Genomic DNA, 17,579 nt, shown 5'->3' with positions numbered 1-17,579 from the left:
GCCTCCCTAATAAATTCAAGATTGGAGAAAGAACATGGCTGAAGCAAAAGTACTCAGTGGCGCCGGCCTGCGTGGCCAGGTGGCCGGGCAGACCGCACTGTCCACCGTCGGCCAAGCCGGCGCCGGCCTGACCTATCGCGGCTACGACGTGCGTGAACTGGCCGCCGATGCGCAGTTTGAAGAAGTCGCCTACCTGCTGCTGTATGGCGAGCTGCCGACAAAGACCGAACTGGCCGCCTACAGTGCCAAGCTGAGCAAGCTGCGCGACCTGCCGCACGCATTGAAGGAAGTACTGGAACGCATCCCCGCCGACGCCCACCCGATGGACGTGATGCGCACCGGTTGCTCGTTCCTCGGCAATATCGAGCCAGAGAAAGACTTCAGCGTGCAGCGCGACGTTACCGATCGTCTGCTGACGGCCTTCCCGGCGATCATGTGCTACTGGTATCGCTTCAGCCACGACGGCAAGCGTATCGACTGCGTGACCGACGAGCCGACCATCGGCGGCCACTTCCTGCACCTGTTGCACGGCGAAAAGCCGAGCGAGTTGCACGAGAAGGTCATGAACGTGTCGCTGATTCTCTACGCCGAGCACGAATTCAACGCTTCGACCTTCACCGCACGGGTGTGTGCGTCGACCCTGTCCGACCTCTATTCCTGCGTCACCGCCGCCATCGGTTCCCTGCGCGGTCCTCTGCATGGCGGCGCCAACGAAGCGGCGATGGAGATGATCGAGCGGTTCTCGTCGGCTGAAGAAGCCGTCGAAGGCACCCTCGGCATGCTGGCGCGCAAGGACAAGATCATGGGCTTCGGCCACGCGATCTACAAAGACAACGACCCGCGCAATGAAGTGATCAAGGGCTGGTCGAAAAAACTCGCTGACGAGGTAGGGGACAAGGTGTTGTTCCCGGTCTCCGAAGCCATCGACAAAACCATGTGGGAACAGAAGAAGCTGTTTCCCAACGCCGATTTCTACCATGCCTCGGCGTATCACTTCATGGGCATCCCGACCAAGCTGTTCACCCCGATCTTCGTGTGCTCGCGCCTGACTGGCTGGGCCGCGCATGTCTTCGAGCAGCGCGCCAACAACCGCATCATCCGTCCAAGCGCCGAATACACCGGCGTTGAGCAGCGCAAGTTCGTGCCAATCGAACGTCGCTGAATGGGATGAACCTGAGGCACCGGTTTTCATGGTTGGAACCGGGTCAATGTGGGAGCCGGGCTTGCCCGCGATAGCGGTATTACTGTCGACACATGTGTTGAATGACAGTCAGTCATCGCGGGCAAGCCCGGCTCCCACAGGGACCGAGTTCATCCAGACCCCTGCAGCAGGTTCGTGCCGCCTAACTACCGTGACCGAGTCCTGACGATGAACACTGAATTTCGCAAACCACTCCCCGGCAGCCGCCTGGATTTCTTCGACGCCCGTGCGGCTGTCGAGGCAATCACCCCCGGCGCCTACGCCACCTTGCCCTACACCTCCCGCGTCCTCGCAGAAAACCTCGTGCGTCGTTGCGACCCGGCCACCCTCAACGCGTCCCTGAGCCAACTGATCGAACGCAAGCGCGACCTCGACTTCCCGTGGTTCCCGGCGCGTGTGGTGTGCCACGACATTCTCGGCCAGACCGCCTTGGTCGACCTCGCTGGCCTGCGCGATGCTATCGCCCTGCAAGGCGGTGACCCGGCGCAGGTCAATCCGGTGGTGCCGACCCAATTGATCGTCGACCATTCCCTGGCCGTCGAAGCCGGTGGTTCTGACCCGGACGCGTTCGAGAAAAACCGCGCCATCGAAGACCGTCGCAACGAAGACCGTTTCCACTTTATCGAGTGGACCAAGAAGGCGTTCAAGAACGTCGATGTGATCCCGCCGGGCAACGGCATCATGCACCAGATCAACCTGGAGAAAATGTCCCCGGTGATTCAGGTGCGTGACGGCGTTGCGTTCCCCGACACGTGCGTCGGCACCGACAGCCACACGCCACACGTAGACGCGTTGGGCGTAATCGCCATCGGCGTCGGTGGTCTCGAAGCTGAAAGCGTGATGCTTGGCCGCGCCTCGTGGATGCGCCTGCCGGAAAGTGTTGGCGTGGAGCTCACCGGCAAGCTGCAACCTGGCATCACCGCCACCGATATGGTGCTGGCGCTGACCGAGTTCCTGCGCAAGCAAAAAGTGGTCGGCGCCTGGCTGGAGTTCTTCGGCGAGGGTGCCTCAAATCTCACCTTGGGCGACCGTGCGACCATCTCCAACATGGCCCCGGAATACGGCGCTACGGCGGCGATGTTCTATATCGATCAGCAGACCATCGCGTACCTCAAGCTCACCGGTCGCGAAGACGAACAAGTCACCTTGGTTGAGCAATACGCCCGCCACACTGGCCTATGGGCCGATGACCTCAAAGGCGCGCAATACGAGCGTGGTCTCACCTTCGACCTGTCCAGCGTCGTGCGCAACATGGCCGGCCCGAGCAACCCGCACGCGCGCGTCGCTACCCGTGACCTGGCGGCCAAAGGCATCTCTGGCCAGTGGGACGAAGTGCCGGGGCAAATGCCCGACGGCGCGGTAATCATCGCCGCTATCACCAGTTGCACCAACACCAGCAACCCGCGCAACGTCATCGCCGCAGGCCTCTTGGCGCGCAACGCCAACAAACTGGGGCTGGTGCGCAAACCGTGGGTCAAATCGTCCCTGGCTCCTGGTTCGAAAACCGTGGCCATGTACCTCGACGAAGCCGGCTTGACCACTGAATTGGAGCAGCTTGGTTTTGGTGTCGTGGCCTTCGCCTGCACCACCTGCAACGGTATGTCCGGCGCACTCGACCCGGTGATCCAGCAGGAAATCATCGACCGCGACCTATACGCCACCGCAGTGCTCTCGGGCAACCGCAACTTCGACGGGCGTATTCACCCGTACGCCAAGCAAGCTTTCCTGGCCTCGCCGCCGCTGGTAGTGGCTTACGCGATTGCCGGCACTATTCGTTTCGACATCGAAAAAGACGAGCTCGGTCTCGACGCCAACGGCAAGGAAATCCGCCTGCAGGACATCTGGCCGAGCGACGAAGAGATCGACGCGGTGGTCAAGGCCTCGGTCAAGCCGGAGCAGTTCCGCAAGGTCTACATTCCGATGTTCGCGATCCACGAAGACACCGGCCCGAAAGTCGCGCCGCTGTACGATTGGCGCCCACAAAGCACTTACATCCGCCGCCCGCCGTATTGGGAAGGCGCACTGGCCGGCGCCCGCCCGCTCAAGGGCATGCGCCCGCTGGCGGTGCTGCCGGACAACATCACCACTGACCACCTGTCGCCGTCCAACGCGATCCTGCTCGACAGCGCCGCCGGCGAATACCTCGCGAAAATGGGCTTGCCGGAAGTCGACTTCAACTCCTACGCCACGCATCGCGGCGACCACCTGACAGCGCAACGCGCGACCTTTGCCAACCCGAAACTGTTCAACGAAATGGTCGTTGAAAACGGCAAGGTCAAGCAGGGTTCCCTGGCGCGGATCGAGCCGGAAGGCCAGGTCACGCGGATGTGGGAAGCCATCGAAACCTACATGGAACGCAAGCAGCCGCTGATCATCATCGCCGGCGCCGACTACGGCCAGGGCTCGTCCCGCGACTGGGCGGCCAAAGGCGTGCGACTGGCCGGTGTGGAAGCGATTGCCGCCGAAGGCTTCGAGCGTATCCACCGCACTAACCTGGTGGGCATGGGCGTGTTGCCGCTGGAGTTCCTGCCGGGCACGGATCGCCATACGCTGAAGATCGATGGCAGCGAGACCTATGACGTTGTTGGTGCGCGCACCCCGCGTGCCACGCTGACATTGGTGATCAACCGCAAGAATGGCGAACGTGTCGAAGTGCCGGTGACCTGCCGCCTGGACACCGCCGAAGAAGTGTCGATCTACGAGGCGGGCGGCGTGTTGCAGCGTTTTGCCCAGGACTTCCTGGAATCGGCGGCGACTGCCTGAGGGGGAACCATGGCACACGTAGCGCAAATCAAGATCCCCGCCACCTACATGCGTGGCGGCACCAGCAAGGGTGTATTTTTCAGCCTCCAGGACCTGCCCGAAGCGGCGCAAGTACCGGGCGCCGCACGGGATGCCCTGTTGCTGCGGGTGATCGGCAGCCCCGACCCGTATGACAAGCAGATCGACGGTATGGGCGGTGCCACGTCGAGCACCAGCAAAACCGTAATCCTGGCCAAAAGCACCCGCGCCGAGCATGACGTGGACTACCTGTTCGGCCAGGTCTCCATCGACAAACCCTTCGTCGATTGGAGCGGCAACTGTGGCAACCTGTCGGCGGCGGTCGGCGCCTTCGCCATCAGCGCCGGCTTGGTTGACCCCGCCCGCGTGCCCCGTAACGGCGTGGCCGTGGTGCGCGTGTGGCAGGCGAATATCGGCAAGACCATCATCGCCCATGTACCGATCACGGACGGCGCGGTGCAGGAAACCGGCGATTTCGAACTGGACGGCGTGACCTTCCCGGCAGCCGAAGTGCAGTTGGAGTTCATGGACCCCGCGGCGGAAGAAGAGGGCGGTGGTGGCTCGATGTTCCCCACTGGCAACCTGGTAGATGACCTGGAAGTCCCCGGTGTCGGCACCTTCAAGGCGACGCTGATCAATGCCGGCATCCCGACGATTTTCATCAACGCTGAAGACCTCGGCTACACCGGTACCGAGCTGCAAGGCGCAATCAACAGCGATCCGAAAGCGTTGGCCATGTTCGAAACCGTGCGGGGCTACGGCGCGTTGCGCATGGGCCTGATCAAACACCTGGACGAAGCCGCGCAGCGCCAGCACACGCCGAAGGTGGCGTTTGTGGCCAAGCCTTCGGATTACGTGGCTTCCAGCGGAAAGGCGATCAAGGCCGACGATGTGGACTTGCTGGTGCGCGCGCTGTCCATGGGCAAGCTGCACCACGCGATGATGGGCACGGCGGCAGTGGCGATTGGCACTGCAGCGGCCATTTCCGGGACCTTGGTCAACCTCGCAGCCGGTGGTATCGAGCGTAACGCCGTGCGGTTTGGGCATCCGTCCGGCACCTTGCGTGTTGGGGCCGAAGCCACTCAAGTGAATGGCGAATGGATTGTTAAGAAAGCCATCATGAGCCGCAGCGCACGCGTCTTGATGGAAGGTTTCGTCCGCGTGCCCGGCGATTCTTTCTAACTGCCTGCACCGACCCAGTGTGGGAGCGGGCTTGCTCGCGAAAGCGGTGATTCAGTCAATACATTAGCTGACTGATAAACCGCATTCGCGAGCAAGCCCGCTCCCACATGGTTTAGTGGTGCATTTCGCATATAGGCAGGCGCCAGACCTGCCGTAACCCGATCAACCGTGACCCGAGGACTACCCCCCACCCATTTTTTGGAGTACTGCCATGAGCGCCAACGTCGACCAGAACAACCGCCCCGACTACGACCAGGTCCTGCAGGACATCGCCGACTACGTCCTCAACTGCCGGATCGACTCGCAGGACGCATTGGACACCGCCCGTCATTGCTTGATGGATACCCTCGGTTGCGGCCTGCTGGCCCTGCGTTTCCCCGAGTGCACCAAGCACCTGGGGCCGATCGTCGAGGGCACGGTGGTGCCGTTTGGCGCGCGGGTGCCGGGGACGTCGTTCCGGCTGGACCCGGTCAAGGCGGCGTGGGACATCGGTTGCATCGTGCGTTGGCTCGACTACAACGACACCTGGCTCGCCGCCGAATGGGGTCACCCATCGGATAACCTCGGCGGCATCCTCGCCGTCGCCGATCACCTGTCGCAAAAGCGCGTGGCCCATGGCGACGCACCGCTGACCGTTCGCACAGTGCTGGAAGCGATGATCATGGCCCACGAAATCCAGGGCGTGATTGCCCTGGAAAACTCGTTCAACCGCGTCGGCCTAGACCATGTGCTGTTGGTGAAAGTCGCCTCCACGGCCGTCACCGCCAAGCTGATGGGCGCCAACCGGGAGCAGTTGCTGGCGGCGTTGTCCCATGCGTTTGTCGATGGGCAGGCGTTGCGCACTTATCGGCATGCACCGAACGCCGGGTCGCGCAAATCCTGGGCGGCAGGGGATGCGTCGAGTCGGGGCGTGCGGCTGGCAGATATCGCGTTGCGTGGCGAGATGGGTATTCCCGGCGTATTGAGCGCGCCGCAGTGGGGGTTCTACGACGTGCTGTTCAGCCACACCAACAAGGACCAGATGCTCAAGCCGGAGGACAAACGCGCGTTCAGCCTGTCCCAGCCCTACGGCACTTATGTGATGGAGAACGTGCTGTTCAAGATTAGCTTCCCTGCAGAGTTCCACGCGCAAACGGCCTGTGAAGCGGCGGTGACCTTGCATCCATGGGTGAAAGATCGCCTGCATGAAATCGAGCGTATCGTCATTACCACCCACGAGTCGGCGATTCGCATTATCTCCAAGGTCGGCCCACTGGCGAATGCAGCGGACCGTGACCATTGCCTGCAATACATGACTGCGGTACCGCTGGCCTTCGGCAATCTGGTGGCCGAGCAGTACGAAGATGAATTCCACGCCGCGCATCCCATCATCGATCAGTTGCGGGAAAAAATGGTCATCGTCGAAGACCCACGCTACAGCCGTGAATACCTGGAAGCCGACAAGCGTTCCATCGCCAACGCCGTTCAGGTGTTCTTCACGGATGGCAGCAGCACTGAGCAGGTGGCGGTTGAATACCCGATTGGTCATCGTCGGCGCCGGGCGGATGGCATTCCGTTGCTGGAAGACAAGTTCAAGGCCAACCTGGCGACGCGGTTTACCGGCCAGCGCAGTGCTGAGATTTTTGCGTTATGCAAGGACCAGGCGCGGCTTGAGGCCACTCCCGTCAATCGGTTTGTGGACCTGTTCGTGATCTAAGCCGTAACAGGGTCAATGTGGGAACTGCGGTTCGACGCTCCCACATTGAATCGTGTTCACTCAAACCGCAGGATCACCCGGCGGTTGTGCTTGCTCTTCTTCTCGATCTTCTCGCAAAACACCCGGCCGATTTCTTCGGTGTTGATCACATGGGTGCCCCCACACGGCTGGATATCAATACCGGCAATTTCAATCACTCGGACCGAGCCCTGAATCACCGGCGGGGCCACGGCTTGTGTGCGGGTGATCTGTAGCAGAGTCGAGTATTCGGAAGCCGGCATCGACAGGGTTTTGACCGCGTGAGCCTGTTCAATCAGCGCATTCAGGTCGCGGGTGATGGTGTCTTTATCGAGGGTCATTTCCGGCAGGTCGAAATCCAGGCGGCCCTTATCCGCGCTGATGCTGCATCCCGTTACCGGTGCGTCGATGATCGAGCACAACAGGTGCAGGCAGGTGTGCATTTTCATGTGCTGGTAACGGCGATCCCAATCGAGTCCGGCGTCCACCTGCACCCCGGCAACCAGTTGCTCGGGGCAGTGTTCCACCTGATGCCAGATGATCGAGCGCAGCACCGGGTCGCGCACCGTGCCCGTCACTTCGACCCGCGTACCGTCCGCCAGTGTGAGGTGGCCGGTGTCGCCTGGCTGCCCGCCACCCGTGGGATAGAACAGCGTGTGCTCCAGGGCAATGCCGTGTTCGCTGACGGCAATCACCCGGGCGCTGAAAGCATTCTGGTAGGGCGCGCTGTCGAACAGCGCCAGGGTTTCCATGGTGTGCACAGACATGTTCAACCTCGCACGATCAGTGGGCTGGCTTGCAGCAGGGAACGCACCATTGCACTCAAGCCAGGAGGTGAGAGCAGGGTGATTTCAAATTCGGGGCCGCAGACCTTCAGGTTCAGTGGCAAGCGCGGCAATTGGTTGCCCGACTCCACCCGGTGCAACCGGAACTGCAGGTGGTGACGCTCTTTTACCGTGGGCTCCAGCATCAGGCCCTGCAAGGGGTGAAAGTCGGCGTCCAGCACCGTCACCTTGTGGCTGACATTGATCTCGCCAACCACATGTAACCGCTCATCCAGGGCGAAGGCGCCGAGGTAGTTGCTGTGGTCCGACTCATCGTTCTTTTGCAGTTGGATCTGGTTCACCACCTTCACTTTGGTGCCGGCGGGAACGTCCTGTGTGATCACGCAGGACGGGCTGATAAATACGTTGTCGCCGATCAGCACATAACCCAGCACGCGGGCGCCGGAGCCGACTTCGACGTTATTGCCCAGGCGCGGGTGACGCTTGCCGTCGGGGTTGTTGGCGATGCCACGGGCGCCCAGGGTGACGCCGCAGAGGATGTAGCAGTCGTTGCCGATCTCGCAGGTTTCGCCGATCACCGTGCCGTAGCCGTGGTCCAGCACGAAGCGTCGGCCGATCCGCGCTGCCGGGTGGATCTCGGCGCCGGAGAGCACTTTGCCCTGGTTGCTGAGCTTGAGCGCGATGCGGGAAAACATCCCGTTGGTCTGGTCGGGAAAATTCCACACCAGGTGCGCCAGGCGGTAATACAGCACCGCCTTGAACGAGGCGTAGGACTCCAGGATCAGCTCGCCGCGCCCACGCGATGCAGGATCGCGGTAGGCGTAGGCGATCAGGTCCTCGGCCACTGCCTGGGCAGCATTCTGGATCAACGGTGCCAGATGCGGTTCCAACTGTTTCATTTGCAAGGGTGTGAGGGTCTTGATGAGGTGAGTGATCAACTCATCGTGCAACTGTTGCATGTCGATAAAGCCGCCCATGGAGGCACCCCCGCATTCTGAATGATTGGAAAACCGATTATTCGAAACTCGGCAGGTAGCTGTCGGCATTGTCGTAGACCATGGTCAACACCACCGTTTCGGGCGGCAGTTCGGGGGCGAGCTTGGCGATGGCCACCATGTTGGCGGCGGAAGACAGGCCCAGGCTGATGGCGTCGGTGCGCATGATGCGTTTCATCATGTCGATGCACGCCTGGCGCGAGACCTTGAGCATGCCGTCGATCACCTTCAGGTTGAGGATGCTCGGGATCAGGCCGATCGACAGGCCCTGGATGTGGTGCGGCGCATGCTGGTCTTTCAGCAGGTCGCATTCTTCCGGTTCCACGCCCATCACGCGAAGGGCTGGCCAGGCGGCTTTCAGCGTTTCGCCGATGCCGGTGATGTGCCCGCCGGTGCCGATGCCGCTGACAAAATAGTCCACACGAAGATCACCAAACGCACGGAGGATTTCCGGTGCGGTGGTGTCGCGATGGGTTTGCGGGTTGGCGCCGTTGCGCTGCTGGTTGAGCATCACGTAGCTGGGGTTTTCCAGCTGCAGTTCCATGCACTTTTCGCCGTGGGAATTGTTCCCCAAGCGACTGTCCGACAGCACCACCTTGGCCCCGTACAAACGCAGCAACTTCTGTTTTTCGGGGCTGTAGTTGTCGGGGATCACCAGCACGACTTTGTAGCCCAGCACATTGCCGGCCATGACCAGGCCAATGCCGGTATTGCCGCCGCTGGGCTCGATGATGGTTTGCCCGGAGTCGCGGATCAGCACACCCCGGCGTTCGGCGTCGAGGATCATGCCCAGCGCGATGCGCGCCTTGTGGCTGCCGCCCGGGTTGAGGGATTCCAGCTTGGCATACACTTCGATGCCCAGGTCTTCGGAAAACTGCGCCAGGCGCACGATCGGCGTATGGCCGATCACGTCGAGAATGGAGTTATGCAACATCAGTCAGCTCCCGGCTCAGTACAAAGGCATGTCGGGTTCGACGTCGCGAACCCAGTGTTTCATGCCGCCTTGCAGGACTTTGGTGTTAGCGAAGCCGGCTGCCAGCAAGGTACTGGCGGCTTGTTCGGCCCGGGTCCCGGCGTAGCAGATCAGGTAGTGGGTGTTGTCCCGACTGAGGCTGTCCAAGTGCCCATCCAGTTCGGCGAGGGGGATGTGCACCACGCCCGGCAATTTGCACACTTCCAGTTCGCTGGCGTCACGCACGTCCAGCAGTACGTCGGCGCTGCGTGGGTGGTCGAGCAGTTGCTTGAGCACGCGGGGCTTGATGTAGCGTTCTTCGGCCAGTGAAGGCTTGTTCGGTACGGCGTCGGCGCAGACCGCTGGTGTGTGGGGCTGGCTGTGGCGCAGTTCCGAGCAGCACGGGCAATCGGCGCGGCGCTTGAAGCGGATCTCGCTGAACTTCATCGCCAGCGCATCGAAACGCATCAAGCGGCCGGACAAAGGCTCGCCAATGCCGATCAGTAGCTTGATGGCCTCGGTCGCCTGGATCATCCCGACCACGCCGGGCAGTACGCCGATCACGCCACCGGCGCTGCAATTGGGTGCCAGTTCGGCAGGCGGCGCGCTGGGGAACAGGCAGCGGTAGCATGGGCCGCCTTTGTAGTTGAGCACGCTGATCTGCCCGTCGAAGCGGTAGATGGCGCCGTACACCAAGGGCTTGCCGAGTTGCACGCAGGCGTCGTTGACCAAATAGCGGGTGTCGAAATTGTCGGTGCCGTCGATCACCAGGTCGTAGGCGCCCACCAGTTCCAGGGCGTTGTCGGCATTCAGGGCGGTGTCGTGGGCATTGATCTGGATATGACTGTTGAGGTCTTGCAGGCGCTGCTTGGCCGATTCGACCTTTGGCATGCCCAACGTGCTGTTGCCGTGGACGATCTGGCGTTGCAGGTTGCTGCTTTCCACCACATCGAAGTCCACCAGCCCCAGGGTGCCGATGCCGGCGGCTGCCAGGTACAGGCTGATCGGCGAACCCAGGCCACCGGTGCCGATGATCAGCACCTTGGCTTTCTTGAGGTTCAACTGACCTTCGCGACCGACACCCGGCAGGGTGATGTGGCGCACATAGCGCTGTACTTCCTCGTTGCTCAAAGTGTCGACGTCGATGCCGCCCGACGTGGCGAGCAGTACTTCGATTCTGGCTTTTTCCGGCAGCCGTTCATCGGGATCAACCAGCGCCTCCTCAGCGGTAAACAGGAAGTGTTCCTTGAGCTGGTTGTTCTTCTCGTGAAACAGGTGCGGACGCAATTGCGGGTGGCTGCTGCAGAGGTTTTCAATGACTTCGCGCAATGTCGATCCGGTGCCCTCGAGGGTCGATTCCGGCAGCTTGGCCACGCGAACCAGAATGTCAGGGAAAGAGACAGCGTTCATGGACAACTCCGTGTGCAGGTCGTTGAAAGGTTTAAGGGCGAAATGCTTGCCGTCCCAGGCAAACAGCTTGGAGCCCAGGGCCTGGCCCTGGCGAACGTCTACCACCAGGTAGCTGACGGGGTAGATCGGCTCGCCCATGAACAGTGCCTTGTCCTGGTCTTCGTCGCTGAAATAGGCACCCACATCCGGATGGGAGTGGTAGATCACCACCACCGGGTTGTCGCTGCGAAACGCCTTGTTCATCAGCAGGGTGTCGGCCACCGAAAACGTGTAGCCATTGGCCGCGCTGCGCGGGTACATCTCAGGGTTCTTGCGGTGCAGCTCATTCTGGATATTGCTGCCCAGGTACACGCTGCCGTCGGCGAAGACAAAGCCACAGCACTCCTCGGGGTAGCTGCGGCTGGCGTGGGCGTAAATCTGTTCCAGGGCTTTTGGGCGGAGGACGTCCATGTTTCTCTCGCGTTGCTCATGTTGATGGGAAAGGAGGGTCAATTTTTTCTTGGCCATGAGTTTCTCGATGGGCAATTTGGTAATCGCAAAGCCGGCCAGCAGAATGGCCGAATACAGCATCAGGTCGCGGGAAATCGCCAAGCCTTCGTACCAGGCACCGATGATCACCGCGAACACCGGAAAGATGATGAACACGAACGACAGGATGATCGGGCTCAAGCGCTTGAGCAGCATGAAGTACACGATGAACCCACCCACTGAAGCCACCAGCCCCAGGTAGAACAGGGCACTCCAGGAGCGCAGGGTGATGTCTTCGAATGTCGGCGTTTCAAACCACAAGCCGGCGACGAACAGCATCATCCCGGCAATGCCGATGGGCAAAGTGTTGTAGGTAATAACGCTGATGGCGCTGCCTTTTTGCTTGGTAATCACGTAGCACAAGGCATGCATGATCGCGGCGGTCAGGATCGCCAGGACGCCAAAGAACTCCGCGTGGTCCAGGTGCAGGCCCTGGCTCTTGATGATCATGTAGAGGCTGCCGAAGCCGATACCGATGCCGACCACCTGGGAAAAGTAGATACGTTCGCGCAGGAACAGCGCGGAGAAAATCAGGATGAATACCGGCATGCAGCTGAATAACAGCGCTGTGAGGCCAGATGAGACATGCATCTCGCCGTAGTTGAGCAGGTAGTAGGGCACGCTGAAGTAGGACAAGGTCACGAACACGAAGAACCAGCGGCTCTCACGGGGAAACAGGATCGGCTCGCGACGCACCATGGCAAAACACAGGAACAGCGGGAAGGCGATGAGGAAGCGCAAACCGGCGGAGGTCAGTGGAGGAACGCTCTCCACGGCAATCTTGATCCCCAGCCAGGTTGTGCCCCAGCTCAGGCACACGATCAGGAACATCACGCTGGTGACCAAGCCAGCCAACCACTGTTTTTGGGTTTTTGTCTTGGCAGTGTTTTCGAGAACGGCGGACATTGGCATCGTTTATTGCTTCCCTGAGCCGGAATTGAACTCTATATTGAGCTTGTAATGAGTTGTAAAATTCGGCGATTGAACCCGTAAAAGCACACTATTAGGGCGAAAGATGGCTGTCAAAACAAATATTGACATGGTGTCAATTATGCGTGATGGGTTGTCCAACGGGCAGGGCGTGAAGTACAAGCGCCTGTCCGATGTCATGGAACGGGGCATCCTTGAAGGCTTGATTGAACCCGGACGAAAACTGCCGCCCCATCGGGTGCTTTCCGACAATCTTGGCGTCACCATCGGCACGATCAGCCGCGCTTACGGCGAGCTGGAACGCCTGGGGTTAGTTGTCGCGCGGGTCGGTGACGGCACGTTCGTGCGCAAGCGTGGAATGGAGCGCCAGCGCGATGAAGGTTTTCGCAACTTCAGCGAAGAGCCGCGCCAGTTTTTCGACATGAGCCGCAACATGCACATCCCGGGGCAGGAAACGCTGTTTCTGGCCCAGAGCTTCCAAACCCTGTCGACCAACGCCAAGTTCCTCCAGGACATCAGTGCCTACACCCCGGACGCCGGCCTGCCGCGCTACCGTGAAGCCGGTGCGCAGTGGCTGGTGCAGCGTGATTTTCATCCGATCCCCGAGCAAGTCATCTGCGTCAACGGCGGCCAGCATGGCTTGCTGTGCTCGATGATGGCGCTGTTGCGGGCCGGCGATACGGTGGTCACCGAACAACTGACTTACCCCGGCTTGATCACCGCCGCGCGCATGCTGGGTATCCGGTTGATCGGCCTGGAAATGGACGAAGAAGGTGTGCTGCCGAGCGCGCTGGATGAAGTCTGTCGTAATCACCGGGTCTCAGCGCTGTATTGCACGCCGACGATCCAGAACCCGACCACCGCGGTGCTCTCGGTGGCGCGTCGCGAAGCCTTGGTCAGGGTGTGTCGGGAACACAACCTGCTGATTCTTGAGGATGAGGCCCACGGGGTGCTGGTCGAAGACCGACCGCCGCCCCTCAGCCATTTCGCCCCCGAGCGTGCGATTTTGATCAGTAGCCTGAGCAAGGCGGTGTCGGCCGGGCTGCGTGTGGGCTATGTGCATGCGCCGCCGGCGTTGGTCAGCCGTATTTCGGCGGCGCTGCGTTCTACCTGCTGGATGGCCACGCCCGTCACCCTTGAGCTGGCCACCCAGTGGATTGAAAACGGCACGGCGGAATACCTGTTGCGCCAGCAGATCAATGAGATCAGCCGGCGTAAGGCGCTGGTACGTGATCTTCTGGCGGGCCTGGAATACCGCACCCACCTCAACAGCCCGCATTTCTGGATTGAAGTGCCGGAGCCGTGGCGTGCGTCGGAAATCGAGGCGGAGCTCAGGCAGAACAACTACTTGATTGCTACGGCCGAGGCGTTTGCCGTGGGGCAGACGGCAGTGCCGCAGTTTATTCGGGCGAGTATCTGTAATACGTCGGGGGATGATCAATTGTTGCGGGCGGGGTTTGATGCGTTGGCCACGGCGCTGGGGCAGGGGGGCGGGCGGTTTCATTTGTAGGCAGGCTTACCGAGTTATCGTTCTTCGCAGGCAAGCCAGCTCCCACATTTGACCGAGTTCCAACTTTGGAATGCAGTCAAATGTGGGAGCTGGCTTGCCTGCGATAGCGTCAGTCCGGTCAATCGATTATTTGAATCGGCGCTCCACCCCTTTCTCCACCAAAATCTTCGCCGAAATCTCTTCCACCGAAAAATGCGTGGAATTGATATGCGCAATATTCTCGCGACGGAACAGATTTTCTACCTCGCGCACCTCGAACTCGCACTGGGCATAACTGGAATAGCGGCTATTGGGCTTGCGCTCATTGCGGATCGCAGTGAGGCGGTCCGGGTCAATAGTCAGGCCAAACAGCTTGTGCGAATGCGCGCGCAGGGCGGCCGGCAGCGTCAAGTGCTCCATGTCATCTTCGGTCAGCGGGTAGTTGGCCGCACGAATGCCGAATTGCATAGCCATGTACAGACAGGTCGGGGTCTTGCCGCAACGCGACACGCCCACCAGGATCAGGTCGGCTTTGTCGTAATAGTGAGTGCGGGCGCCGTCATCGTTGTCGAGGGCGAAGTTGACGGCCTCGATCCGCTCCATATAGTTGGAGTTATGACCAATGGAATGGGACTTTCCTACTGAATAGGAGGAGTGTTCACTCAACTCCTGCTCCAGCGGCGCCAGGAACGTCGAGAAGATGTCGATCATGAAACCATTGGAGGTTGCGAGGATCTCACGGATGTCTTGATTGACGATGGTGTCAAAAATGATCGGCCGAAAGCCGTCTTTTTCAGCCGCCAGATTGATTTGTTGTACCATGGCCCGCGCTTTATCCACGCTGTCGATATAGGGCCGCGTGAATTTGGCGAAGGTATTGTTTTCGAACTGCGCGAGCAGGCTTTGACCCAATGTTTCGGCTGTGATGCCGGTGCCGTCGGAGATAAAGAAAGCAGATCGTTTCATTTGAGCCCTGGGCCTTAAGCTGATGGCGAATCTTGGATATGATAGGCGCGATTTTGCCGTCCCGCAGTGGGCCGCATTCTCACTTATTTTCCAGGTCCAGGCCACAAGCGCTGGCGAATGCTCCTACTGAGCTGCCGGCGTCCTGAGCTTTTCCAACACAGTTAGTGGAGAGATCACCTTGGTAGAGTACGTAGTTTCCCTCGATAAGCTCGGCGTCCATGATGTAGAGCACGTGGGGGGCAAGAACGCATCCCTCGGCGAGATGATCAGTAATCTTGCAGGCGCAGGTGTGTCGGTGCCCGGTGGTTTCGCCACCACGGCCCAGGCTTACCGCGATTTCCTCGAACTGAGCGGCCTTAACGCTCAGATCCACGCCGCGCTGGACGCTCTGGACGTCGATGACGTCAACGCCCTGGCCAAGACTGGCGCCCAGATCCGTAAGTGGATTATGGAAGCCGAGTTCCCCGAGAAGCTCAACGAAGAAATCCGCGTCGCCTTCGCTACCCTGTCGGCTGGCAACCCGGACATGGCCGTCGCCGTGCGCTCGTCGGCCACCGCCGAAGACCTGCCAGACGCCTCTTTCGCCGGCCAGCAAGAGACCTTCCTGAACATCCGCGGCGTGGAAAACGTGATCCGCGCAGCCAAGGAAGTCTTCGCCTCGCTGTTTAACGATCGCGCGATTTCCTACCGTGTGCACCAAGGTTTCGACCACAAGCTGGTGGCCTTGTCCGCCGGTGTACAGCGCATGGTGCGCTCGGAAACCGGCACCGCCGGTGTGATGTTCACCCTGGATACCGAATCGGGCTTCCGTGACGTGGTGTTCATCACCGGTGCCTACGGCCTGGGCGAAACCGTTGTACAAGGCGCGGTCAACCCAGACGAATTCTACGTACACAAGCACACCCTTGAAGCCGGCCGTCCGGCCATCTTGCGCCGCAACCTGGGCAGCAAGGCCATCAAGATGATCTACGGCGACGAGGCCAAGGCCGGTCGCTCGGTTAAGACCGTTGATGTCGACAAGGCCGAGCGCGCGCGTTTCTGCCTGACCGACGCTGAAGTCAGCGAATTGGCTAAGCAAGCGATGATCATCGAAAAGCACTACAAGTGCCCGATGGACATCGAATGGGCCAAAGACGGTGATGACGGCAAGCTGTACATCGTGCAGGCCCGTCCGGAAACCGTGAAGAGCCGCACTTCGGCCAATGTCATGGAACGCTACCTGCTGAAAGAAACCGGCACCGTACTGGTGGAAGGCCGTGCCATCGGCCAGCGCATCGGCGCCGGCAAGGTGCGGATCATCAAGGACGTGTCCGAAATGGACAAAGTCCAGCCAGGTGACGTACTGGTTTCCGACATGACCGACCCGGACTGGGAACCGGTGATGAAACGCGCCAGCGCCATCGTCACCAACCGGGGTGGGCGTACCTGCCACGCGGCGATCATCGCTCGTGAGCTGGGGATTCCTGCGGTAGTGGGTTGCGGTAACGCCACCCAACTGCTCAAGGACGGTCAGGGCGTGACGGTTTCCTGCGCCGAAGGTGACACCGGCTTTATCTTTGAAGGCGAACTGGGCTTCGATATCAAGCAGAACTCCATCGACGCCATGCCTGACCTGCCGTTCAAGATCATGATGAACGTCGGCAACCCGGACCGTGCCTTTGACTTCGCGCAGTTGCCGAACGCCGGCGTGGGCCTGGCCCGCCTGGAATTCATCATCAACCGCATGATCGGCGTGCACCCCAAGGCCCTGTTGAACTACGACGGCCTGCCGCTGGATATCAAAGAAAGCGTCGACAAGCGCATCGCTGGCTATAACGATCCGGTGGGCTTCTACGTCGAGAAGCTGGTGGAAGGCATCAGCACCCTGGCGGCGGCGTTCTACCCGAAAAAGGTCATCGTGCGCCTGTCGGACTTCAAGTCCAACGAATACGCCAACCTGATCGGCGGCAAACTCTACGAGCCGGAAGAAGAAAACCCGATGTTGGGCTTCCGTGGCGCCTCGCGTTACATCAGCGAAGCGTTCCGTGACTGCTTCGAACTCGAGTGCCGCGCCCTCAAGCGCGTGCGCAACGAGATGGGCCTGACCAACGTCGAGATCATGGTGCCGTTCGTGCGCACCTTGGGCGAAGCGAGCCAGGTGGTTGACCTGCTGGCGGAAAACGGCCTGTCCCGTGGCGAGAACGGCCTGCGCGTCATCATGATGTGCGAACTGCCGTCCAACGCCATCCTGGCTGAAGAATTCCTGGAATTCTTCGACGGTTTCTCCATCGGCTCCAACGACCTGACCCAACTGACCCTGGGCCTGGATCGCGACTCCGGGATCATCGCTCACCTGTTCGACGAGCGTAACCCTGCCGTCAAGAAGTTGCTGGCCAACGCCATCCAGGCCTGTAACAAGGCCGGCAAGTACATCGGTATCTGCGGCCAAGGTCCTTCCGATCACCCGGATCTGGCCAAATGGCTGATGGAACAGGGCATCGAAAGTGTCTCGCTGAACCCCGATTCCGTGCTGGAAACCTGGTTCTTCCTGGCGGAAGGCCAAGCGCCGGCCTAAGGTCGTCACGTCAAAAGTGCCGGTCACCCGCTGAGGGTGACTGGCATTCTTATCTGTGCAGGGCGGAACTCCTTCCGGACGCCGCCCTTTTT

General features: G+C 60.5%; 11 protein-coding genes and 1 pseudogene. 6 read left to right on the top strand and 6 right to left on the bottom strand.

Translation table 11 applies throughout. The features are described 5' to 3' along the window. Positions 1-34 precede the first annotated feature (34 nt). From prpC to prpD, 4 genes are all read left to right on the top strand, one after another. On the top strand, positions 35-1,162 hold the full coding sequence (gene prpC / locus AB4O35_RS27115; RefSeq protein ID WP_460149390.1) for a bifunctional 2-methylcitrate synthase/citrate synthase: 1,128 nt from the start codon (positions 35-37) through the stop codon (positions 1,160-1,162). A 207-nt stretch (positions 1,163-1,369) separates the two neighbouring features. Then, on the top strand, positions 1,370-3,964 hold the full coding sequence (gene acnD, locus AB4O35_RS27110) for a Fe/S-dependent 2-methylisocitrate dehydratase AcnD (RefSeq protein ID WP_065946245.1): 2,595 nt from the start codon (positions 1,370-1,372) through the stop codon (positions 3,962-3,964). A 9-nt stretch (positions 3,965-3,973) separates the two neighbouring features. Further along, positions 3,974-5,164 carry a 2-methylaconitate cis-trans isomerase PrpF gene (gene prpF, locus AB4O35_RS27105; RefSeq protein WP_065873900.1) on the top strand — a complete coding sequence of 397 codons (1,191 nt, stop codon included), beginning with the start codon at positions 3,974-3,976 and terminating at the stop codon, positions 5,162-5,164. A 211-nt stretch (positions 5,165-5,375) separates the two neighbouring features. Next, positions 5,376-6,860 carry a 2-methylcitrate dehydratase gene (gene prpD, locus AB4O35_RS27100; protein ID WP_065946244.1) on the top strand — a complete coding sequence of 495 codons (1,485 nt, stop codon included), beginning with the start codon at positions 5,376-5,378 and terminating at the stop codon, positions 6,858-6,860. A 56-nt stretch (positions 6,861-6,916) separates the two neighbouring features. Here prpD and AB4O35_RS27095 read toward each other — a convergent pair whose 3' ends face one another. The 5 genes and pseudogenes from AB4O35_RS27095 to AB4O35_RS27075 form a co-directional block, all read right to left on the bottom strand. Beyond that, a complete protein-coding gene (locus AB4O35_RS27095) occupies positions 6,917-7,645 on the bottom strand; it encodes an alanyl-tRNA editing protein (protein WP_065873898.1) in 729 nt (242 codons plus the stop codon). 2 nt (positions 7,646-7,647) lie between these two features. Beyond that, complete coding sequence (locus AB4O35_RS27090) at positions 7,648-8,640, bottom strand: serine O-acetyltransferase (protein ID WP_065873897.1); 993 nt, start codon at positions 8,638-8,640, stop codon at positions 7,648-7,650. A 37-nt stretch (positions 8,641-8,677) separates the two neighbouring features. After that, positions 8,678-9,592, bottom strand: a complete 915-nt coding sequence (locus AB4O35_RS27085) for a PLP-dependent cysteine synthase family protein (protein ID WP_065873896.1) — start codon at positions 9,590-9,592, stop codon at positions 8,678-8,680. A 15-nt stretch (positions 9,593-9,607) separates the two neighbouring features. Further along, positions 9,608-11,470: a molybdopterin-synthase adenylyltransferase MoeB gene (gene moeB / locus AB4O35_RS27080; RefSeq protein ID WP_065946243.1), complete on the bottom strand. Its 1,863-nt coding sequence runs from the start codon at positions 11,468-11,470 to the stop codon at positions 9,608-9,610. 45 nt (positions 11,471-11,515) lie between these two features. Continuing rightward, positions 11,516-12,403, bottom strand: a pseudogene (locus AB4O35_RS27075) (DMT family transporter); the annotation flags it as partial. Between the two features lie 160 nt (positions 12,404-12,563). Here AB4O35_RS27075 and AB4O35_RS27070 point away from each other — a divergent pair. Beyond that, complete coding sequence (locus tag AB4O35_RS27070; RefSeq protein ID WP_065909226.1) at positions 12,564-13,988, top strand: aminotransferase-like domain-containing protein; 1,425 nt, start codon at positions 12,564-12,566, stop codon at positions 13,986-13,988. 126 nt (positions 13,989-14,114) lie between these two features. On the opposite strand, the gene ppsR is transcribed toward AB4O35_RS27070, so the two are convergent. Beyond that, a complete protein-coding gene (gene ppsR / locus AB4O35_RS27065; RefSeq protein ID WP_027603681.1) occupies positions 14,115-14,933 on the bottom strand; it encodes a posphoenolpyruvate synthetase regulatory kinase/phosphorylase PpsR in 819 nt (272 codons plus the stop codon). A gap of 178 nt (positions 14,934-15,111) precedes the next feature. On the opposite strand from ppsR, the gene ppsA reads away from it, so the two are divergent. After that, on the top strand, positions 15,112-17,487 hold the full coding sequence (gene ppsA / locus AB4O35_RS27060) for a phosphoenolpyruvate synthase (protein ID WP_065873892.1): 2,376 nt from the start codon (positions 15,112-15,114) through the stop codon (positions 17,485-17,487). Positions 17,488-17,579 lie beyond the last annotated feature (92 nt).

The sequence above is a fragment of the Pseudomonas sp. H1_A03 genome, assembly GCF_054685145.1.
This window is presented reverse-complemented; position numbering and strand designations above follow the sequence as displayed.